The organism is Bradyrhizobium sp. S3.12.5 (assembly GCF_040548225.1).
GTDB lineage: Bacteria > Pseudomonadota > Alphaproteobacteria > Rhizobiales > Xanthobacteraceae > Bradyrhizobium > Bradyrhizobium cytisi.
On sequence record NZ_JBEPRF010000008.1, the window covers coordinates 25,499 to 40,630 of the forward strand.

Sequence of the window (15,132 nt, forward strand, 5' to 3'; positions counted from 1 at the left end):
ACGAAGGCGCCTTTCGTCAAGAGAGCCGCGAAAATGCCGCTTTATTTCCGCAATGCGCGGCCGCACCGCCTTGATGGTTCGTCATCCTTAACCTTTTGGGTTTAATTCGGAACCCGGTGGTCCCCCCAGCCCCCGGTGCACCCATGCGATCCCTGCTCGCGCTTGTCTCCTGTGCCTCTCTTCTCGCGGCATCCAGCGCTTTCGCCGAGACCCGCGTCTTCATCATCGCCAACCAGGCCGACGGCTACGGCGTCGACCAGTGCCTGGCCAAGGGCGAGAAGTGCGGCGCGCAGGTCGCCCGCACCTACTGCCAGTCACGGGACTTTGCACAGGCATCAAGCTACCGCCGGGTCGATCCCGACGAAATTACCGGCTCTGTCCCCAAATCCGGCGCAAACTGCTCCCATGGCCATTGCGACGAATATGTCGCAATCACCTGCCAGCGCTGAATTCGCTCGGAGCTGGCGGACCTTAGGACCCGTTTACCGCCCCTGAAACGACGTGACGCTGCCGCAGGAAGCGGCTATTGGAGGGCGCGCTTCGGCCCCCAAATCGCATTGAAAAGTCACTTGGGGCCGTGACCTCGCTAGAATGGCGGATATGCCTGAATTTTTGTCCCTGTCCCGTCCCCGCTCCTTCCTTGCCTGCACCGTGCTTCTGAGTGCGATCGTGCTCGCCACTGACGCCTTTGCACAGGCTGGCCCGCCCGGAGCACCGCCGCCTCCGCCCACCCAGGGCGGGCTCGGGCCGAACCCGATGTGCGTGCGGCTCGAAGGACAACTCGCCGCGCTCAACGGTGGGGCGAGCGGCGATCCCGCGCGCGACGACCAGATCCGCCGCTACCAGGATTCCCAGACCCGCCAGCAAGCCGAGCTCGACCGCGTCACCATGCAGGCCAAGCGCATGGGCTGCGATTCCTCCGGCTTCTTCTCGCTGTTCAACGGCCAGTCGGCGCAATGCGGTCCGGTCAACACCCAGATCCAGCAGATGCGTGCCAATCTCGACCAGATCACCGGCAATCTCGAACGCCTGCGCGGCGGTGGTGCCGGCGGCAGCCCTGAGCGCGACAGCCAGCGCCGCTCGGTGCTGATTGCGCTCGCGCAAAACAATTGCGGCCCGCAATACGCCAACGCCGTGCAGTCGCAGGGCGGCAACTTCCTGAGCAATCTGTTCGGCGGCAATAACGCCAACAATCCGCCGGGCGCGCCGCCCTCCGATCTCGGCGGCCCGCAATCCGGCACCTACCGCACCGTCTGCGTGCGCACCTGCGACGGCGCGTATTTCCCGATCTCGTTTGCGACCGTGCCAGCGCGCTTCCCCGATGACGAGAGGACCTGCAAGGCGCTGTGCCCGGCGGCCGAAGCCGCGCTCTACGCCCACCGCAATCCCGGCGAGGACATGAGCTCCGCGGTCTCGATCAGCGGCCAGCCCTACACGGCGCTGCCGACCGCCTTCAAATTCCGCAGCGAGTTCAACCCGTCCTGCTCGTGCAAAGCGGCGGGCCAGACCTGGGCCGATGCGCTGAAATCGGCCGACGACAAGGCGGCCGCCGAGCAGCAGGGTGACATCATCGTCACCGAAGAGAGCGCCAAGAAGATGCAGCAGCGGCAGCTCACCAAGGGCGCGCCGGCGAATGCCAAGAAGGGCGCAGCTCCTGCGCCGACGACGGCCACGGCACCGGCCGCCACGCCGCCTGCGGATGCGAGCACCGCGGCCACGTCGGAGAACAAGCCGATCCGCTCGGTCGGCCCGAGCTTCCTGCCGCAGCAGCAGAAGTAAGCGGCTCCAAAACTCAGTGTCATGCCCCGCGAATGCGGGGCATCCAGTACACCGCAGCGCCGGCCGGTTCTCACAACATCCGCCGCGGAGTACTGGATCATCCGCCTTCGCGGATGATGACAGCGGAATGGATCGCCTACCCCTCGAACGCGTCGATCGACGCCTTGCTGCCGGGCGAGACCAGCGTCTCGTCGGGCGCGGGCAACTTCTCGCCTCTGTCGCGAAAGCGGTTGGTGATGGGATAGCGGCGGTCGCGGCCGAAGTTCTTCCGCGTCACCTTCACGCCGGGGGCGGCCTGGCGGCGCTTGTATTCGGCGACGTTGAGAAGATGGTCGATGCGGGTCACCGTCTCGCGGTCGAAGCCCGCGGCGATGATCTGGTCGAGTGGCTCCTCGCGTTCGACCAGACGCTCCAGGATCGCGTCGAGCACCTCGTAAGCCGGCAGTGAGTCCTGATCGGTCTGGTTCTCACGCAGCTCCGCAGTCGGCGGTCGTGTGATGATATCGGGCGGGATCACCTCGCCCGCCGGTCCGAGCGCGCCGTCCGGTTTCCATGCATTGCGCAGCGCCGCCAATCGAAACACCTGCGTCTTGTAGATGTCCTTGATCGGATTGAAGCCGCCGTTCATGTCGCCATAGAGCGTGGCATAGCCGACCGACATTTCCGACTTGTTGCCCGTCGTCACCACCATCAGCCCAGTCTTGTTGGAGATCGCCATCAGCAGCGTGCCGCGGGTCCGGGCCTGGAGGTTTTCCTCGGTGATATCGGGCGGCAGGTTCTTGAAGATGCCGGACAGAATGGTCTCGAAACCATTCACCGCCTTCGCGATCGGCAACACCTCGTAGCGGATGCCGAGATGGCCGGCGAGCTCGCCCGCATCGGCAATCGAGTGTGCCGCCGTGTAGCGATAAGGCAGCATCACGCCGTGCACCTGGTCGGCGCCGAGTGCGTCGACCGCGATCGCCGCACAGAGTGCGGAATCGATGCCGCCCGAGATGCCGAGCAGCACACCGGGAAAGCCGTTTTTGGTAACGTAGTCGCGCAAGCCCAGCACGCAGGCGGCATAGTCGGCCTTATCGCCCTCGGGCTGCTCCGCGATCGGACCCGTGCAACGCCAATCGCCGCCGTTTCTGATGAAGCGCAACGTCGTGACGTTCTCCTCGAACGCGGGCAGTTGCACGGCAAGCGAGAGATCGCCATTGAGCGCGAAAGACGCGCCGTCGAACACGAGCTCGTCCTGGCCGCAGACCTGGTTGAGATAGACCAGAGGCAGGCCGCTCTCGGTGACCCGCGCGACCGCCACCGACAGGCGCACATCGTTCTTGTCGCGGCCATAGGGCGAGCCGTTCGGGACCAGAATGATCTCCGCGCCGGTCTCGGCCAGCGTCTCGATCACGTTCTCGTAGTCCTCGGACTCTTCCAGCCAGATGTCCTCGCAGATCGGCACGCCGATCCGCACGCCGCGCACGGTGACCGGACCAGCAGCTGGCCCGCGCGCAAACAGCCGCTTCTCGTCGAACACACCGTAATTCGGCAGATTGCATTTGAAGCGCAACGCGGCGATGCGCCCGCCGTCGAGCAGCGCACAGGCATTGTAGAGCTTGCCGTCCTCGACCCAGGGCGTGCCGACCAGCAGCGCCGGGCCGCCGTCGGCGGTCTCGCGCGCTAGCGCTTCGATGACGGAACGGCAGGCGGCCTGGAAGGCCGGCTTCTGCACCAGATCTTCCGGCGGATAACCGGCGATGAACAATTCCGGAAACAGCACCAGATCGGCACCATCGGCGATCGCTCGCTCGCGTGCCGAGCGAACCTTCGCGGCATTGCCATCGATATCGCCCATGGTCGGATTGAGCTGGGCGAGCGTGACCGCGAATGCGTCGAGACGTTCGGTCATGGCCACCGCACTCCAATTTCGTGGCTAGAGGAATCCCAGACGCTCGATGATCGCGATGATCCAGAACGCGCCGGCCATCAGCAGCGCGACGCCGACCGCGGCGGAGCCCATGTCCTTGACCCGCCCGATCTGCTTGTCGTGATCCATGGTCAGGCGATCGGCGAGCTTCTCGATCGCGGTGTTGAGCAACTCGACCACCAGCACGAAGGCGACCGAGCAGACCAGCTCGACCGCGCGCGTCGCGCTGGCGGCGACGAACCACGCCACCGGCAGCGACAGGAGCAGCGCAAAGATCTCCTCGCGGATGGCCTGCTCCGAGCGGAACGCAAAGGCCAGACCGTTGCGCGAGTTGATCGTGGCCTTCCAGATCCGCAGCAAGGTTTTAGAGCCCCGCTGCAAACGGCATCGGCTTGGCTTTGCCGACGCGTTCCTGCTTCAGCAGTTCGGCGACCAGGAAAGCCATGTCGATGGATTGCTCGGCATTGAGGCGGGGATCGCAAACCGTGTGGTAGCGGTCGTTGAGATCCTCGTCCGTGATGGCGCGGGCGCCGCCGATGCACTCGGTGACGTCCTGGCCGGTCATCTCCAGATGCACGCCGCCGGCGTGGGTGCCTTCCGCGGCGTGGATCGTGAAGAACGACTTCACCTCCGACAGCACGCGGTCGAACGGCCGCGTCTTGTAGCCTGACGTCGAGGTGATGGTGTTGCCGTGCATGGGGTCGCACGACCAGACCACCACCCTGCCCTCGCGCTTCACCGCGCGGATCAGGCCCGGCAGATGGTCGGCGACCTTGTCGGAGCCGAAACGGTTGATCAGCGTCAGCCGGCCCGGCTCGTTGTCAGGATTGAGCACGTCGATCAGCTTCAGCAGCTCGTCGGGCTTGAGCGACGGGCCGCACTTCAGGCCGATCGGGTTCTTGATGCCGCGGAAATATTCGATGTGACCGTGATCGAGCTGGCGGGTGCGGTCGCCGATCCAGATCATGTGGCCCGAGGTCGCGTACCAGTCACCGGTCGTGGAATCGACGCGGGTCATGGCCTGCTCGTAGCCGAGCAACAGCGCCTCATGGCTGGTGTAGAAATCGGTGGCGCGCAGCTCCGGATGGCTCTCGAGATCGAGGCCGCAGGCACGCATGAAGTTGAGCGCGTCCGAGATGCGGTCGGCCAGTTCCTTGTAGCGGCGGGACTGCGGCGAGTCCTTGAGGAAGCCGAGCATCCACTGATGCACGCTGCCGAGGTTGGCGAAGCCGCCGGTGGCGAAGGCGCGGAGCAGGTTCAGCGTCGCGGCCGACTGGCGATAGGCCATCAGCTGGCGCTGCGGATCCGGCACGCGCGCTTCCCTGGTGAAGGCGATGTCGTTGACGATGTCGCCGCGATAGCTCGGCAGCTCGACGCCGTCGATCTTCTCGGTCGGCGACGAGCGCGGTTTTGCAAACTGGCCGGCGATGCGGCCGACCTTCACCACCGGCACCGCGCCGGCATAGGTCAGCACCACCGCCATCTGCAGCAGCACGCGGAAGAAGTCGCGGATGTTGTTGGCGCCGTGCTCGGCAAAGCTCTCGGCGCAATCGCCGCCCTGCAGCAGGAAGGCGTCGCCGGCCGCAACGCGCCCCAGCGCCTTCTTCAGATTGCGCGCCTCGCCGGCAAACACCAGCGGCGGAAAGGTTGCAAGCTGCGCCTCGACGTCGGCCAAAGCCTTGGCGTCGGGATAATCGGGCACCTGTAGCACCGGCTTGCTGCGCCAGGACTCGGGCGTCCACCGCTCGGACATCGCAATCTCTCCGTGAAGCAAAAAGTGCAACCTGATCTGTGGGTTGCGAGGGCCGCCTTATACACAGGCTGGCGCGACACCGCCAGTTGTAAATCCATTCCGCAATGCAAACCCTTGCGGGCAAAGCCGAATTCGCATTTGCTGGGGGTGGCAGAGGAAACCGGCAAGACAGCTTCGATCCATGGACGCGGCACTGGACGACGTTTTCATCGACGAGATCAGCTTCCCGGCGACCGACGGGTATGCGCTGACCGGCACCCTGTTCCTGCCGCGCGGCGCCAAGCGCCATGCCGTCCTGATCAATTCGGCGACCGCCGTCCCGCGAAAAATCTATCGCGGCTTCGCCTCCTATCTCGCCCATCGCGGCTGTGCGGTCCTCACTTACGACTATCGCGGCATCGGCGACTCCCGCCTGCCGGCCATGGTCGGCTACAACCAGCCGAAATCGCTGGTCGGCTTCAAGGCCTCGATGTCGGACTGGGCCGCGCTCGACATCACCGCCGCGGTGAGCTGGATGCGCGAGCGTTACAACACGCTCCCCCTTGCCTATTTCGGCCATTCCTTCGGTGGCCAGGCGCTCGGGCTGATCGCGAACAACACCGACATCTCGCGCGCCGCGTTCGTGGCCTCGCAGGCCGCGACCTGGCGGCTGATGACGTCGCCGGAGAAATACCGCGTCTTCGCATTCATGAATTTCGTCGGCGTTCCGCTGGTCCACGCACTCGGCTACGCGCCGGGCTGGGTCGGCATCGGCGAGGATCTGCCCAAGGGTGTCTTCCTGCAATGGGCGGACTGGGTCTCGAGCCCGCGCTATCTGTTCGATTCCAAACTGCCGGCGCTGGCGAATTTCGCAAAATTCAAGGGCGAGCTGCGCGCGCTGTGCTTCTCCGACGATCCCTGGGCGACGCGGCCGGCGGTCGAGCTGCTCACGGCAGGCTTCACAGCGATCAAGCCGGAGGTGCTGACGGTGAAGCCGTCCGACGTCGGCGCCAAGGCGATCGGCCATTTCGGTTTCTTCCGCACCGAGCACCGCGACACGCTGTGGCGCGGCCTGGCGGAATGGATTCAGGGGGAGTGATCGTCAGGCGGCCGCGGGCAGTTTGACGACGATCCGCAGCCCTGTTCGTCCAGCCTCCGTCATGTTCACCGCTTCTATCGTCCCACCGAGCCGATCGACGATCCGCTTCACGATCGAGAGGCCGAGACCGACGCCATCGCCTTCCGGACGCTGACCACGGAAGAACGGCTCAAAAATCCGGCCGATCTCGTCGGGGGAAACGCCGGGCCCGGTGTCCTCGATTTGAAGCACGGCCGTCGTGTCGTCCTGGTAAATCGCCACGTCGATCCTGCCACCTTCCGGCGTGAACCGGAGCGCGTTGTCGATGAGATTACGGATCATGGCGGCGAGCATGACAGGCTCACCGCGCACCGGTACAAGCTCAGCTCGTGCGAAGCCAAGATCGACGCCGCGGCCGATCGCCTCCCGCAAGAGATCAGCGATCACCCTTCTCGCCGTGCGATCGAGCTCCACGACCTCCCATTGGACGCGATCGGAGGGCGTTACGTCATGCCGTGCCAGCGCCAGCAACTGTTCCAGGAGATGCTTGCTGCGACGCATGCCCTGCCGAAGCGCCGCAAGGCGCTCGCGCGCGGCCGGCGGCAGTTCGACTTGATCGAGATTTTCGGCCTGCAAGCTCAGCGCGGTGAGCGGCGTGCGCAGTTCGTGCGCCGCATCGGCGACGAACCTGCGCTGCTGCTCCATCATGTCGTGCACGCGACGCAGCAAGCCGTTGATCGAGGACACGAACGGGTTGAGTTCGCTCGGGAGGCCGTGAAGCGGGAGCGCCGTCATGTCATCCGCGGGCCGGGCATCGAGTTCGTCTGCCAGACGCACCATCGGGCGCAGCGATCTCGCGATGACGAAGGCGATCACCAGCATCAGGCAGGGGATGAGCGCCGCAATCGGAAGCACGGTGCGGAACGCCATGTCGCCCGCGATCTCATCACGAACGCCCGTGCTCTGCGCCACTGCAAAGCGGCTGCCGTCGGACCGCGTCCGCAACACCACGCGGATCGGCTTTCCGTTTCGCGTCGCGTCGCGCATCCCGTCCTGAAGCCGCCACAGCTGGCGCTGCTCGGGCGTGCCTTGCGGCGCCTTGCCCAGCTCCATCAACCAGACTTCGGAATCCTCATCGACCCCGTGGAGGTCCTGAGTTCCCGTGAGACCACCGCCCTGAACGAGATCTGCGATCTGGATCAGGACGGAGTCCTGGGTCTCGATCGCTTCGTCGAATGCCCACCGGTGCGCAAACACGCCCCCCACAAGACCTGTCAGCAGGACAATCGTCGTCAAGCTGATGAACAGCCGGCCGCGCAACGACTTGGTCATGGCCCCCGATCCACCATCCATCCCATCCCGCGCACGTTACGGATCGCCTCCGTGCCGAGTTTCTTTCGGATGGAGTGGATCAGGAACTCGACTGCATTGCTTTCGACCTCCTCGTTCCAGCCGTAAAGCTGCCGCTCGAGTTCGCTCCGCGACAGGATAGTCCCGGGCCGCGTCAGCAAGGCCTGGAGCAGCGCGAACTCGCGCGCGGTCAGAATGGACGTCTGGCCGTAGAGCGAGGCTTCGCGGGTCGCAGGATCGAGACTGAGCTTGCCGTTGCCAAGCACAGCGGGCGCACCGCTGCCTTCACGGCGAAGCACCGCCCGCATCCGCGCCAGCAGTTCGCGGATCTCGAACGGCTTGACGAGATAATCGTCCGCGCCGAGATCGAGCCCTTCGATCCTGTCGTCAAGCGCATCGCGCGCCGTCACTATGATGACGGGAAGCTTGCGGCCGTCAGCACGCAGCCGCCGCAAAATATCACGGCCGTCGGTATTCGGCAGACCGAGATCGAGCAGCAGCACCTCGTAGGATTCGCTTTCCGCGGCGAGCAGCGCGGTCTCGCCGTCCCTGACCCAATCGACGGCGTAAGCGGCATCCTTCAGCGCCTGCTCGATCGCCGCGCCAATCATCCTGTCGTCCTCGACCAGCAGAACCCGCAAGACTCGATCCTCAACCGCTGGCCATCCGGCCGTCAAGATCATGGCCATTCCGACTTAGCGCAGAGTTAGCAAACGCCAGCAGGCCCAAATTGCGGCGAAGGCCAGCCTGCGCGGAATTTTCTCATCCCTAAGCCGGGGCTAAGTCCCCTGCGCGACGCTCCGACATCACTTCGGCTTTGGGAGATTTGGGCGTGTCGCAACATTCAGGCTTTGGCGCAAGGCGGATGCTGAACAAGGTTCCGGAGGTCACCGCGACCTTCTGGGTCATCAAGATCCTCTCGACCACGGTCGGCGAGACCGGGGCCGACTATCTCGCGGTGCATGTCGGCCTTGGCGCCAGCCTGACCGCGATCTGCATGACCGGCCTGCTGGTTGCCGCGCTGCTGCTGCAACTGAGCCGCCGCGCTTATGTACCCTGGATTTACTGGCTCACCGTCGTCCTCGTCAGCATCGTCGGCACGCAGCTCACGGATCTGCTGACAGACAAGCTCGAGATCAGCCTTTATGTCAGCACCGCCGCCTTCGCCTGCGCGCTGGCTGCGACTTTTGCGGTCTGGTTCGGCGTCGAATGCACGCTGTCGATCCGCAGCATCGTCACCACGCGACGCGAGCTGTTCTACTGGACCGCGATCCTGTTCACCTTCGCACTCGGCACCGCCGCCGGCGATCTTGCGACCGAAGCACTCGGTCTCGGCTTTCAGCTCGGCGTCGTCGCCTTCGGCGCGCTGATCGTGGCGGTGGCCCTCTCCTACACCATCGGCGCCAATCTCGTTCTCACCTTCTGGCTCGCCTACATCCTCACTCGCCCGCTCGGCGCCTCGCTCGGCGATCTGCTGTCACAATCGCGCGAGTATGGCGGCATGGGCCTCGGCACGATCCACACCAGCATCGCCTTCCTCACCGTGATCGTCGGCCTCGTTGCCTGGGTGACGTTCGAAGGCGACGGCGCGCGCCGCGCCGGTCCTGCGCAATAACGCCAATCACAGTTTCAACGCAGCCTGCACGGACGCAGGAGCCACACCAGGAGAAACCACATGATGAAACTCATTCCCGCCGTCGTCGTTTGCCTGCTGACGACCTTCACGGGCGAACCGAACATGCATGCGAGCCAACGCTTCACCTTCGTGCCGCTCGCGGAGGCCGCGACCGCCAAGCTCGGCGATCTCACGCCGTTCCGCAGCATCGTCGTCGATGTCGCCGCACTGGTCGACAAGGGCGACCTGCCCGGCGCCAAGACAAGGATCAAGGATCTCGAGACCAAATGGGACGAGGCCGAAGCCGGATTGAAGCCGCGTGCGGCGGCGGACTGGCACACGGTCGACAAGGCGGTCGATCGCGCGCTGGAGGCGTTGCGCGCTGGCACGCCGGACGCTGCAAAATGCAAGCAGGCCATCACCGATCTGCTCGCGATCATGGATAGCGTCGCCAAGGCCTGAGACGACAACGAGGACACCATGCAAGATTACACGAAGAGCAACCTCGTCAGCGAGAGCAAGGTCCCTGAAGTCACACTCGGCTTCTGGATCATCAAGATCGCCGCCACGACTCTCGGCGAGACCGGCGGCGACACCGTCACAATGACGCTGAACTGGGGTTATCTCGCGGGCACCTGCCTGTTCCTGGCGGCGATGATCGTCCTGGTCGCCGCACAGATCCGCGCGCGCAAATTCCATCCATCACTGTACTGGACGACCATCGTGGCCTCGACCACCTTCGGCACCACGATGGCCGACTTCGCCGACCGCTCGCTCGGCATCGGCTATACCGGCGGCGCGACGCTCCTTCTCACCTGCCTCGTGCTGGTGCTTGGTCTCTGGTATCGCACCGAGGGAACGATCTCGGTCAACAGCGTCAGCACGCCGCGGGTCGAGGTCTTCTATTGGGGAGCGATCACCTTCTCGCAGACGCTCGGCACCGCGCTCGGCGACTGGATCGCGGATACCGGCGACATGGGCTATCGCGGCGGCGCGCTGATCTTCGCAACCGGGCTTGCCGTCATCGCCGCACTCTATTTCTGGACCCGCGTCTCTCGCGTCACGTTGTTCTGGGCCGCCTTCATCCTGACGCGACCGCTGGGTGCGACCGTCGGCGACTTCCTCGACAAGCCGCTCGATCATGGCGGCCTCGCGCTGAGCCGGCCGCTGGCCTCGGCCGTGATCGCGGCGTTCATGGTGAGCTGCCTGCTGCTGATCCCGCAACGCGCGGGACAGCATCCAGGCGATAGTCGAACAGCGGAGCAAACCTGAGAAATCGATTACCGGATGATCGTCGTCAGCGACGAGTAGCGCTTGTTCGGCCTGGCTTCGGCCGCCGAGAACTGCGCGAAGGCTTCGCTGACGCGGGTCGCCGGTGGCGTGTCGCTGGCAAAACGGAATTCCTTCGGTTTCGGCGCGTAGTAGCTGGCGCTGTAATAGGCGTCGTCGAAGCGCGCCTCGCCGACGCCGAACACTGCGTCGCAGACGAACAGGAGCGCGTAGACTCCTGCGACCGCAGCGACGATCTCCTTGAGAACTGACATGCTGATGCCCCAACCTTTTGCGGGCAGGATGCATGTCGGTTCCAAAGCGGAGGTTTAAGCCGCTTCGGTTCTTGTCCGCAGGGTTTGCCGCGCGTGAGCGGATTGCAGACACTTTTATCGATCCCCGAAAAGAGAGCCCGCCTGACCGGACGGATCAGGCGGGCTCCAGGATTGGCCGCTCGGGAGGTATCAGACGGCCAAATTCATCCAGACAGCCTTCGGCTCAGTGAAATTGTCGAGCGCAGCAGTGCCGTGCTCGCGGCCGAGGCCGGAGTCGCGCTCGCCGCCCCAGGGCAGGCGCACGTCGGTGTAGCCATAGGTGTTCATCCAGACCGTGCCGGCGCGAGCCCGCTTGGCGAAACGCTGCAGCTTGCCGATATCGCGGCTCCAGACGCCGGCGGCGAGGCTGTAGGCCGTGCCGTTAGCGATCCGTAAAGCATCGGCCTCGTCCCTGAACTTGATGACGCTGACGACGGGGCCAAAGATCTCCTCCTGTGAGATCCGCATCTCGTGTTCGACATTCGCGAACACCGCGGGGCTGATGAAATAGCCGCGATCGCCGACCTTCTCACCACCGATGACGAGGGTCGCGCCCTCTGCCCGTCCGATATCGACATAGTCGAGGATCGACTTCATCTGCTTCTCGGAGATCACGGGACCAAGCGCTGTCTTGCGGTCAAGCGGGTCGCCGATTCTGATCGACTTCGCGCGCGCGGCGAGGCGTTCGACGACTTCGTCATAGGCCTTCTCCTGCACCAGCACGCGGGAGCCGGCCGAGCACACCTGGCCGGCATTGAAGAAGATGCCGGAGGCCGCAGCCTTGGAAGCCGCTTCAAGATCCGCATCGTCGAAAATGACGTTGGCCGACTTGCCGCCGAGCTCGAGCGAGACGCGCTTGAAGTTGCTGGCCGCGCCCTTCATGATTCCACGGCCCACGCCGGGCGAGCCGGTGAAGGTGACCTTGTCGACATCGGGGTGATTGACCAGCGCGTCACCAACGACACGTCCGGGCCCGGTGACGACGTTGAAGACGCCCGCCGGCAGGCCCGCTTCGAGCGCGAGCTCCGCGATGCGCAGAGCCGATAGCGAGGTCAGCTCGGCCGGCTTCATCACGATGGTGCAGCCGCAGGCCAGCGCAGGTGCGAGCTTCCACATGCCGATCATCAGCGGGAAATTCCACGGCACGATCGCCGCGACCACGCCGACCGGCTCGCGCACGGTGTAGGTCAGGGCATCATCCCGGACCGGCACGACGTCGCCGCTGATCTTGTCGGCCCAGCCGGCGTAGTAGATCAGCGTGTCGACGGCAGCCGGAAAGTCCTGGCGCGCCGTCGCGGAGATCGGCTTGCCGGCGTCGATCGACTCGAGCTCGATGATTTGTTCCGCGTGCTGCTTGAGCAGGTCCGCCCAGCGCAGCAGAATCTGGCCGCGCTCGGAGGCGCGCATCGTGCGCCACGGGCCTTCGAAGGCCCGGCGGGCGGCGGCCACGGCGTGCTCGACATCGGCCTCGTTGCCCTCGGCGATGGTGGCAATGACCCGCCCGGTGGCGGGGTTGAGAGATTTGAAGGTCCGGCCGGAGCTCGCGGGGACGCGGCGGCCGTCGATGAGCAGATGCTGCGGCCGGGACATGAACTCGCTGGCCGGCGAGTGGGCAAAGTCATATGCAACAGACATCATATTTCCTCCGGTTCTAGTATGCCAAGATAGGCGCCTATTGACCCGAGTTAAATATGATATGATGTGCCAATGGACGCCCCACATATGAAGCGTAATTCATAAGGAAGCCGATGCTTCAGATCGAGATCGAAGCTGTCTGGCGGTTTCGCCATGAAGGCAGTCCGCGCACCGCCGTCATCATGATCGGCGTGCTCAACGAGATCCGGAAGACCGGGAAGATCACGAGCGCGGCCAGCGATGCGCAGCTGTCCTACCGGCACGTCTGGAATCTGATCGAGCAGTGGTCCGAGTTCTTCGGCACGCCCCTGGTCGAAACCCGGCGCGGCAAGGGCTCGAAGCTGACGCCATTCGGCGAGCGGCTGGTGTGGGCCGGCGAGCGCATGCAGGCGCGGCTCGGACCGCAGCTCGAAAACCTGGCCCAGGAGCTCGCGAGCGAGATCAAGCCGTTCCTCGAACAGCGGCCCTCCGTGATCCGCGTCCATGCCAGCCACGGCTTTGCGGTCGCCAAGCTGCGCGAATTCCTCGATCGCGAGCCGGGCATCGGCGTCGATCTACGCTATGTCAGCAATCAGCATTCGCTGGTCTCGCTGGCGCAGGGCGCCTGCGACCTCTCCGGCCTGCATCTGCCGCATGGCGCGCTACGCGCCCAGGGCATCAAGGCCGCGCGCGAATGGCTCGATCCGCGCGAGGACCGCATCATCAGTTTTGTGACGCGCGAGATGGGTCTGATGGTCGCGCGCGGCAATCCGCGGCGGATCGCCTCGCTTGATGACCTCACCCGGCCCAACGTCCGCTTCGTCAATCGCGACCATGATTCCGGCACGCGCCTCTTGTTCGACCAATTGCTCGCCGCGCATAGCATCGACGAAAGCAGGATGAACGGCGCGCAGCAGATCGAGTTCACCCATGCGGCGGTCGCAGCCTACGTCGCGAGCGGCATGGCCGATGCAAGCTTCGGTGTCGAGGCGGCCGCCCGCCAGTTCGGCCTCGACTTCATCCGCATCCTCACCGAGGATTATTTCTTCGTCTGCAAGCGCGCCTTCCTTGAGACTGCGCCGATGCAACGCATCCTCGAGATCATGCGCAGCGCCGATTTTCGTGCCGCCGTCGCCACCCTGCCCGGCTACGTGCCATCGGATACCGGTACCGTGACCGGCGTGAAGGCGTTTCTGGAGATGCACGCGGTGCGATGACGAACGGCGCGCTCGCCTTGTCCACAACGGACAAGAGTGGCAATCTGCCAAGCCCGAGCAAAGAGACATCATCATGTCGCGCGCGAGCGCCAAATCCCTTCCCCAGCTGAGCCTTCGCATCGACCTCGACGGCGAGGATCGGATCGGGCCCGGCAAGATCGAGCTTCTGGAGCAGATCCGCGCGCAAGGCTCGATCTCGGGGGCCGGCCGCGCCATGGACATGTCGTACAAGCGCGCCTGGGATCTCGTGGACGAGATCAACCGAATCTGCGGACATGCCGCGGTCGAGCCGCAGGCCGGCGGCAAGAACGGCGGCGGCGCAATGCTGACGCCGTTCGGCGAAAAGCTTGTGGCGCGCTACCGGAAGATCGAGCGCGACGCCGCACGCGCGGTGCACAAGGATCTGGAAGCGCTCAAGAGCGACATCGCACGTTCACGAAAATCCTCGTAGAGGTCAGTTGCGAGCGCAGCGCGCTGGAGGCGTGGTGGCACGTTGTCTCAGCCGTCGACACGCAGCCGGACATCGGATCGCATTTCGACAGCCTGCGAGACTCCGAACTATCACGTCCGGTCAGAAGACCGGCTCGTCCTTCAGCGCCGTGATCAGCTGCTCGCCCTGCGCCGTCAGGCGGTAGGTCACCAGCGGACGGCTCGATGGCGGCTTGCGGTCGGTCTCGACGATGTGGCCGCGCACCATCAGCGCTTCGAAGCTGCCATAGTAGCCGTACATGCTGATCTGGTTCTGCCCGAGCAGCTTGAACTCGCGCAGCAGGCGGATCTCGTTGCCAGAGAGCAGCGAGCGGCGGACGCGCTGCACGAAGCTCGCGCGCTGCTCGAACCAGGCTGGATCGGGCAGCTCACGCGAAGACGGCGCGGCGTCACGATCGCAGGGCCGCGCTTCGACATCGGCTCGCACCGCCGGCGGCGACGGCATGCTGCTGCCGACCGCTTCCCTGGCGTCATCGAGCAACTCGATCGGCCAGCGCCGCTTGTTGTCGACCATGACCGGCGGCGGCACGACATTGTCGCGTACCAGCTGCTCGAAGCGGCCGGCGGTCACGCCGACATAGGCGGCAGCGCGGCGGCGATCGACGAGACGGGCGTCCCGCCCGTGCTCCAGCTCGCAAGCGATATTCTCGTTCACCCCAAAATCCCCTGCCGCATCGTTGCGGCGCATCGCCGCGCGGGCCCGAAAGGGCCCGTCGGCACATGACACTAGACTAGGGTGAAACCAGCGCTCTCAAAAGGCAGA

At 65.0% G+C, this 15,132-nt stretch carries 16 protein-coding genes; 8 read left to right on the forward strand and 8 right to left on the reverse strand.

The genetic code is table 11. The annotated features are described in order from the left end of the window. Positions 1-143: 143 nt before the first annotated feature. A complete protein-coding gene (locus ABIC09_RS13140) occupies positions 144-449 on the forward strand; it encodes a hypothetical protein (protein WP_148753143.1) in 306 nt (101 codons plus the stop codon). A 142-nt stretch (positions 450-591) separates the two neighbouring features. Then, on the forward strand, positions 592-1,779 hold the full coding sequence (locus tag ABIC09_RS13145; RefSeq protein ID WP_354109516.1) for a DUF2865 domain-containing protein: 1,188 nt from the start codon (positions 592-594) through the stop codon (positions 1,777-1,779). A 136-nt stretch (positions 1,780-1,915) separates the two neighbouring features. On the opposite strand, the gene ABIC09_RS13150 is transcribed toward ABIC09_RS13145, so the two are convergent. The 3 genes from ABIC09_RS13150 to ABIC09_RS13160 are packed head-to-tail and all read right to left on the reverse strand — an operon-like array spanning position 1,916 to position 5,444. Continuing rightward, entirely contained in the window at positions 1,916-3,673 is a 1,758-nt protein-coding gene (locus ABIC09_RS13150; RefSeq protein WP_354109517.1) for an NAD+ synthase, read from the reverse strand. A gap of 24 nt (positions 3,674-3,697) precedes the next feature. Beyond that, positions 3,698-4,051: a diacylglycerol kinase gene (locus tag ABIC09_RS13155; RefSeq protein WP_354109518.1), complete on the reverse strand. Its 354-nt coding sequence runs from the start codon at positions 4,049-4,051 to the stop codon at positions 3,698-3,700. 4 nt (positions 4,052-4,055) lie between these two features. Continuing rightward, a complete protein-coding gene (locus ABIC09_RS13160; RefSeq protein WP_354085379.1) occupies positions 4,056-5,444 on the reverse strand; it encodes a class II 3-deoxy-7-phosphoheptulonate synthase in 1,389 nt (462 codons plus the stop codon). 181 nt (positions 5,445-5,625) lie between these two features. Here ABIC09_RS13160 and ABIC09_RS13165 point away from each other — a divergent pair, with 181 nt between their 5' ends. After that, on the forward strand, positions 5,626-6,522 hold the full coding sequence (locus ABIC09_RS13165; protein WP_354033853.1) for an alpha/beta hydrolase family protein: 897 nt from the start codon (positions 5,626-5,628) through the stop codon (positions 6,520-6,522). A 3-nt stretch (positions 6,523-6,525) separates the two neighbouring features. Here ABIC09_RS13165 and ABIC09_RS13170 read toward each other — a convergent pair whose 3' ends face one another. Next, the gene (locus ABIC09_RS13170; protein WP_354109519.1) at positions 6,526-7,833 is read right to left on the reverse strand and encodes an ATP-binding protein; all 1,308 of its coding nucleotides are present in this window, start codon (positions 7,831-7,833) and stop codon (positions 6,526-6,528) included. After that, positions 7,830-8,492: a response regulator transcription factor gene (locus ABIC09_RS13175; RefSeq protein WP_148753150.1), complete on the reverse strand. Its 663-nt coding sequence runs from the start codon at positions 8,490-8,492 to the stop codon at positions 7,830-7,832. Before ABIC09_RS13175 ends, ABIC09_RS13170 begins: the two co-directional genes overlap by 4 nt. A gap of 224 nt (positions 8,493-8,716) precedes the next feature. On the opposite strand from ABIC09_RS13175, the gene ABIC09_RS13180 reads away from it, so the two are divergent. The 3 genes from ABIC09_RS13180 to ABIC09_RS13190 all read left to right on the forward strand — a co-directional run bounded on the left by ABIC09_RS13180 (position 8,717) and on the right by ABIC09_RS13190 (position 10,738). Beyond that, positions 8,717-9,466 carry a COG4705 family protein gene (locus ABIC09_RS13180; protein WP_354109671.1) on the forward strand — a complete coding sequence of 250 codons (750 nt, stop codon included), beginning with the start codon at positions 8,717-8,719 and terminating at the stop codon, positions 9,464-9,466. 123 nt (positions 9,467-9,589) lie between these two features. Next, positions 9,590-9,928, forward strand: coding sequence for a hypothetical protein (locus tag ABIC09_RS13185; RefSeq protein WP_354109672.1), 339 nt, complete (start codon positions 9,590-9,592; stop codon positions 9,926-9,928). An 18-nt stretch (positions 9,929-9,946) separates the two neighbouring features. Beyond that, the gene (locus ABIC09_RS13190) at positions 9,947-10,738 is read left to right on the forward strand and encodes a COG4705 family protein (protein WP_354109520.1); all 792 of its coding nucleotides are present in this window, start codon (positions 9,947-9,949) and stop codon (positions 10,736-10,738) included. Positions 10,739-10,746: 8 nt separating this feature from the next. On the opposite strand, the gene ABIC09_RS13195 is transcribed toward ABIC09_RS13190, so the two are convergent. After that, entirely contained in the window at positions 10,747-11,010 is a 264-nt protein-coding gene (locus ABIC09_RS13195) for a hypothetical protein (protein ID WP_354033848.1), read from the reverse strand. Positions 11,011-11,199: 189 nt separating this feature from the next. Further along, positions 11,200-12,684, reverse strand: a complete 1,485-nt coding sequence (locus tag ABIC09_RS13200; protein WP_354109673.1) for an aldehyde dehydrogenase family protein — start codon at positions 12,682-12,684, stop codon at positions 11,200-11,202. Between the two features lie 113 nt (positions 12,685-12,797). Between ABIC09_RS13200 and ABIC09_RS13205 the strand changes: the two genes are divergently transcribed. Next, the gene (locus ABIC09_RS13205) at positions 12,798-13,880 is read left to right on the forward strand and encodes a substrate-binding domain-containing protein (protein ID WP_354109521.1); all 1,083 of its coding nucleotides are present in this window, start codon (positions 12,798-12,800) and stop codon (positions 13,878-13,880) included. 73 nt (positions 13,881-13,953) lie between these two features. Continuing rightward, positions 13,954-14,331 carry a winged helix-turn-helix domain-containing protein gene (locus tag ABIC09_RS13210; RefSeq protein ID WP_148753155.1) on the forward strand — a complete coding sequence of 126 codons (378 nt, stop codon included), beginning with the start codon at positions 13,954-13,956 and terminating at the stop codon, positions 14,329-14,331. Between the two features lie 120 nt (positions 14,332-14,451). Here ABIC09_RS13210 and ABIC09_RS13215 read toward each other — a convergent pair whose 3' ends face one another. Beyond that, positions 14,452-15,024 (reverse strand): hypothetical protein, encoded by a 573-nt coding sequence (locus ABIC09_RS13215; protein WP_354109522.1) that lies wholly within the window; start codon positions 15,022-15,024, stop codon positions 14,452-14,454. Between the last annotated feature and the right edge of the window lie 108 nt (positions 15,025-15,132).

Bases quoted from the DNA above. Each gene is read 5' to 3' on its own strand.
- ABIC09_RS13205 (WP_354109521.1), top strand. From the start codon at position 12,798: ATGCTTCAGATCGAGATCGAAGCTGTCTGGCGGTTTCGCCATGAAGGC.
- ABIC09_RS13210 (WP_148753155.1), top strand. From the start codon at position 13,954: ATGTCGCGCGCGAGCGCCAAATCCCTTCCCCAGCTGAGCCTTCGCATC.
- ABIC09_RS13190 (WP_354109520.1), top strand. From the start codon at position 9,947: ATGCAAGATTACACGAAGAGCAACCTCGTCAGCGAGAGCAAGGTCCCT.
- ABIC09_RS13200 (WP_354109673.1), bottom strand. From the start codon at position 12,684: ATGTCTGTTGCATATGACTTTGCCCACTCGCCGGCCAGCGAGTTCATG.
- ABIC09_RS13195 (WP_354033848.1), bottom strand. From the start codon at position 11,010: ATGTCAGTTCTCAAGGAGATCGTCGCTGCGGTCGCAGGAGTCTACGCG.
- ABIC09_RS13180 (WP_354109671.1), top strand. From the start codon at position 8,717: ATGCTGAACAAGGTTCCGGAGGTCACCGCGACCTTCTGGGTCATCAAG.
- ABIC09_RS13185 (WP_354109672.1), top strand. From the start codon at position 9,590: ATGCATGCGAGCCAACGCTTCACCTTCGTGCCGCTCGCGGAGGCCGCG.
- ABIC09_RS13160 (WP_354085379.1), bottom strand. From the start codon at position 5,444: ATGTCCGAGCGGTGGACGCCCGAGTCCTGGCGCAGCAAGCCGGTGCTA.
- ABIC09_RS13145 (WP_354109516.1), top strand. From the start codon at position 592: ATGGCGGATATGCCTGAATTTTTGTCCCTGTCCCGTCCCCGCTCCTTC.
- ABIC09_RS13170 (WP_354109519.1), bottom strand. From the start codon at position 7,833: ATGACCAAGTCGTTGCGCGGCCGGCTGTTCATCAGCTTGACGACGATT.
- ABIC09_RS13140 (WP_148753143.1), top strand. From the start codon at position 144: ATGCGATCCCTGCTCGCGCTTGTCTCCTGTGCCTCTCTTCTCGCGGCA.
- ABIC09_RS13150 (WP_354109517.1), bottom strand. From the start codon at position 3,673: ATGACCGAACGTCTCGACGCATTCGCGGTCACGCTCGCCCAGCTCAAT.
- ABIC09_RS13165 (WP_354033853.1), top strand. From the start codon at position 5,626: ATGGACGCGGCACTGGACGACGTTTTCATCGACGAGATCAGCTTCCCG.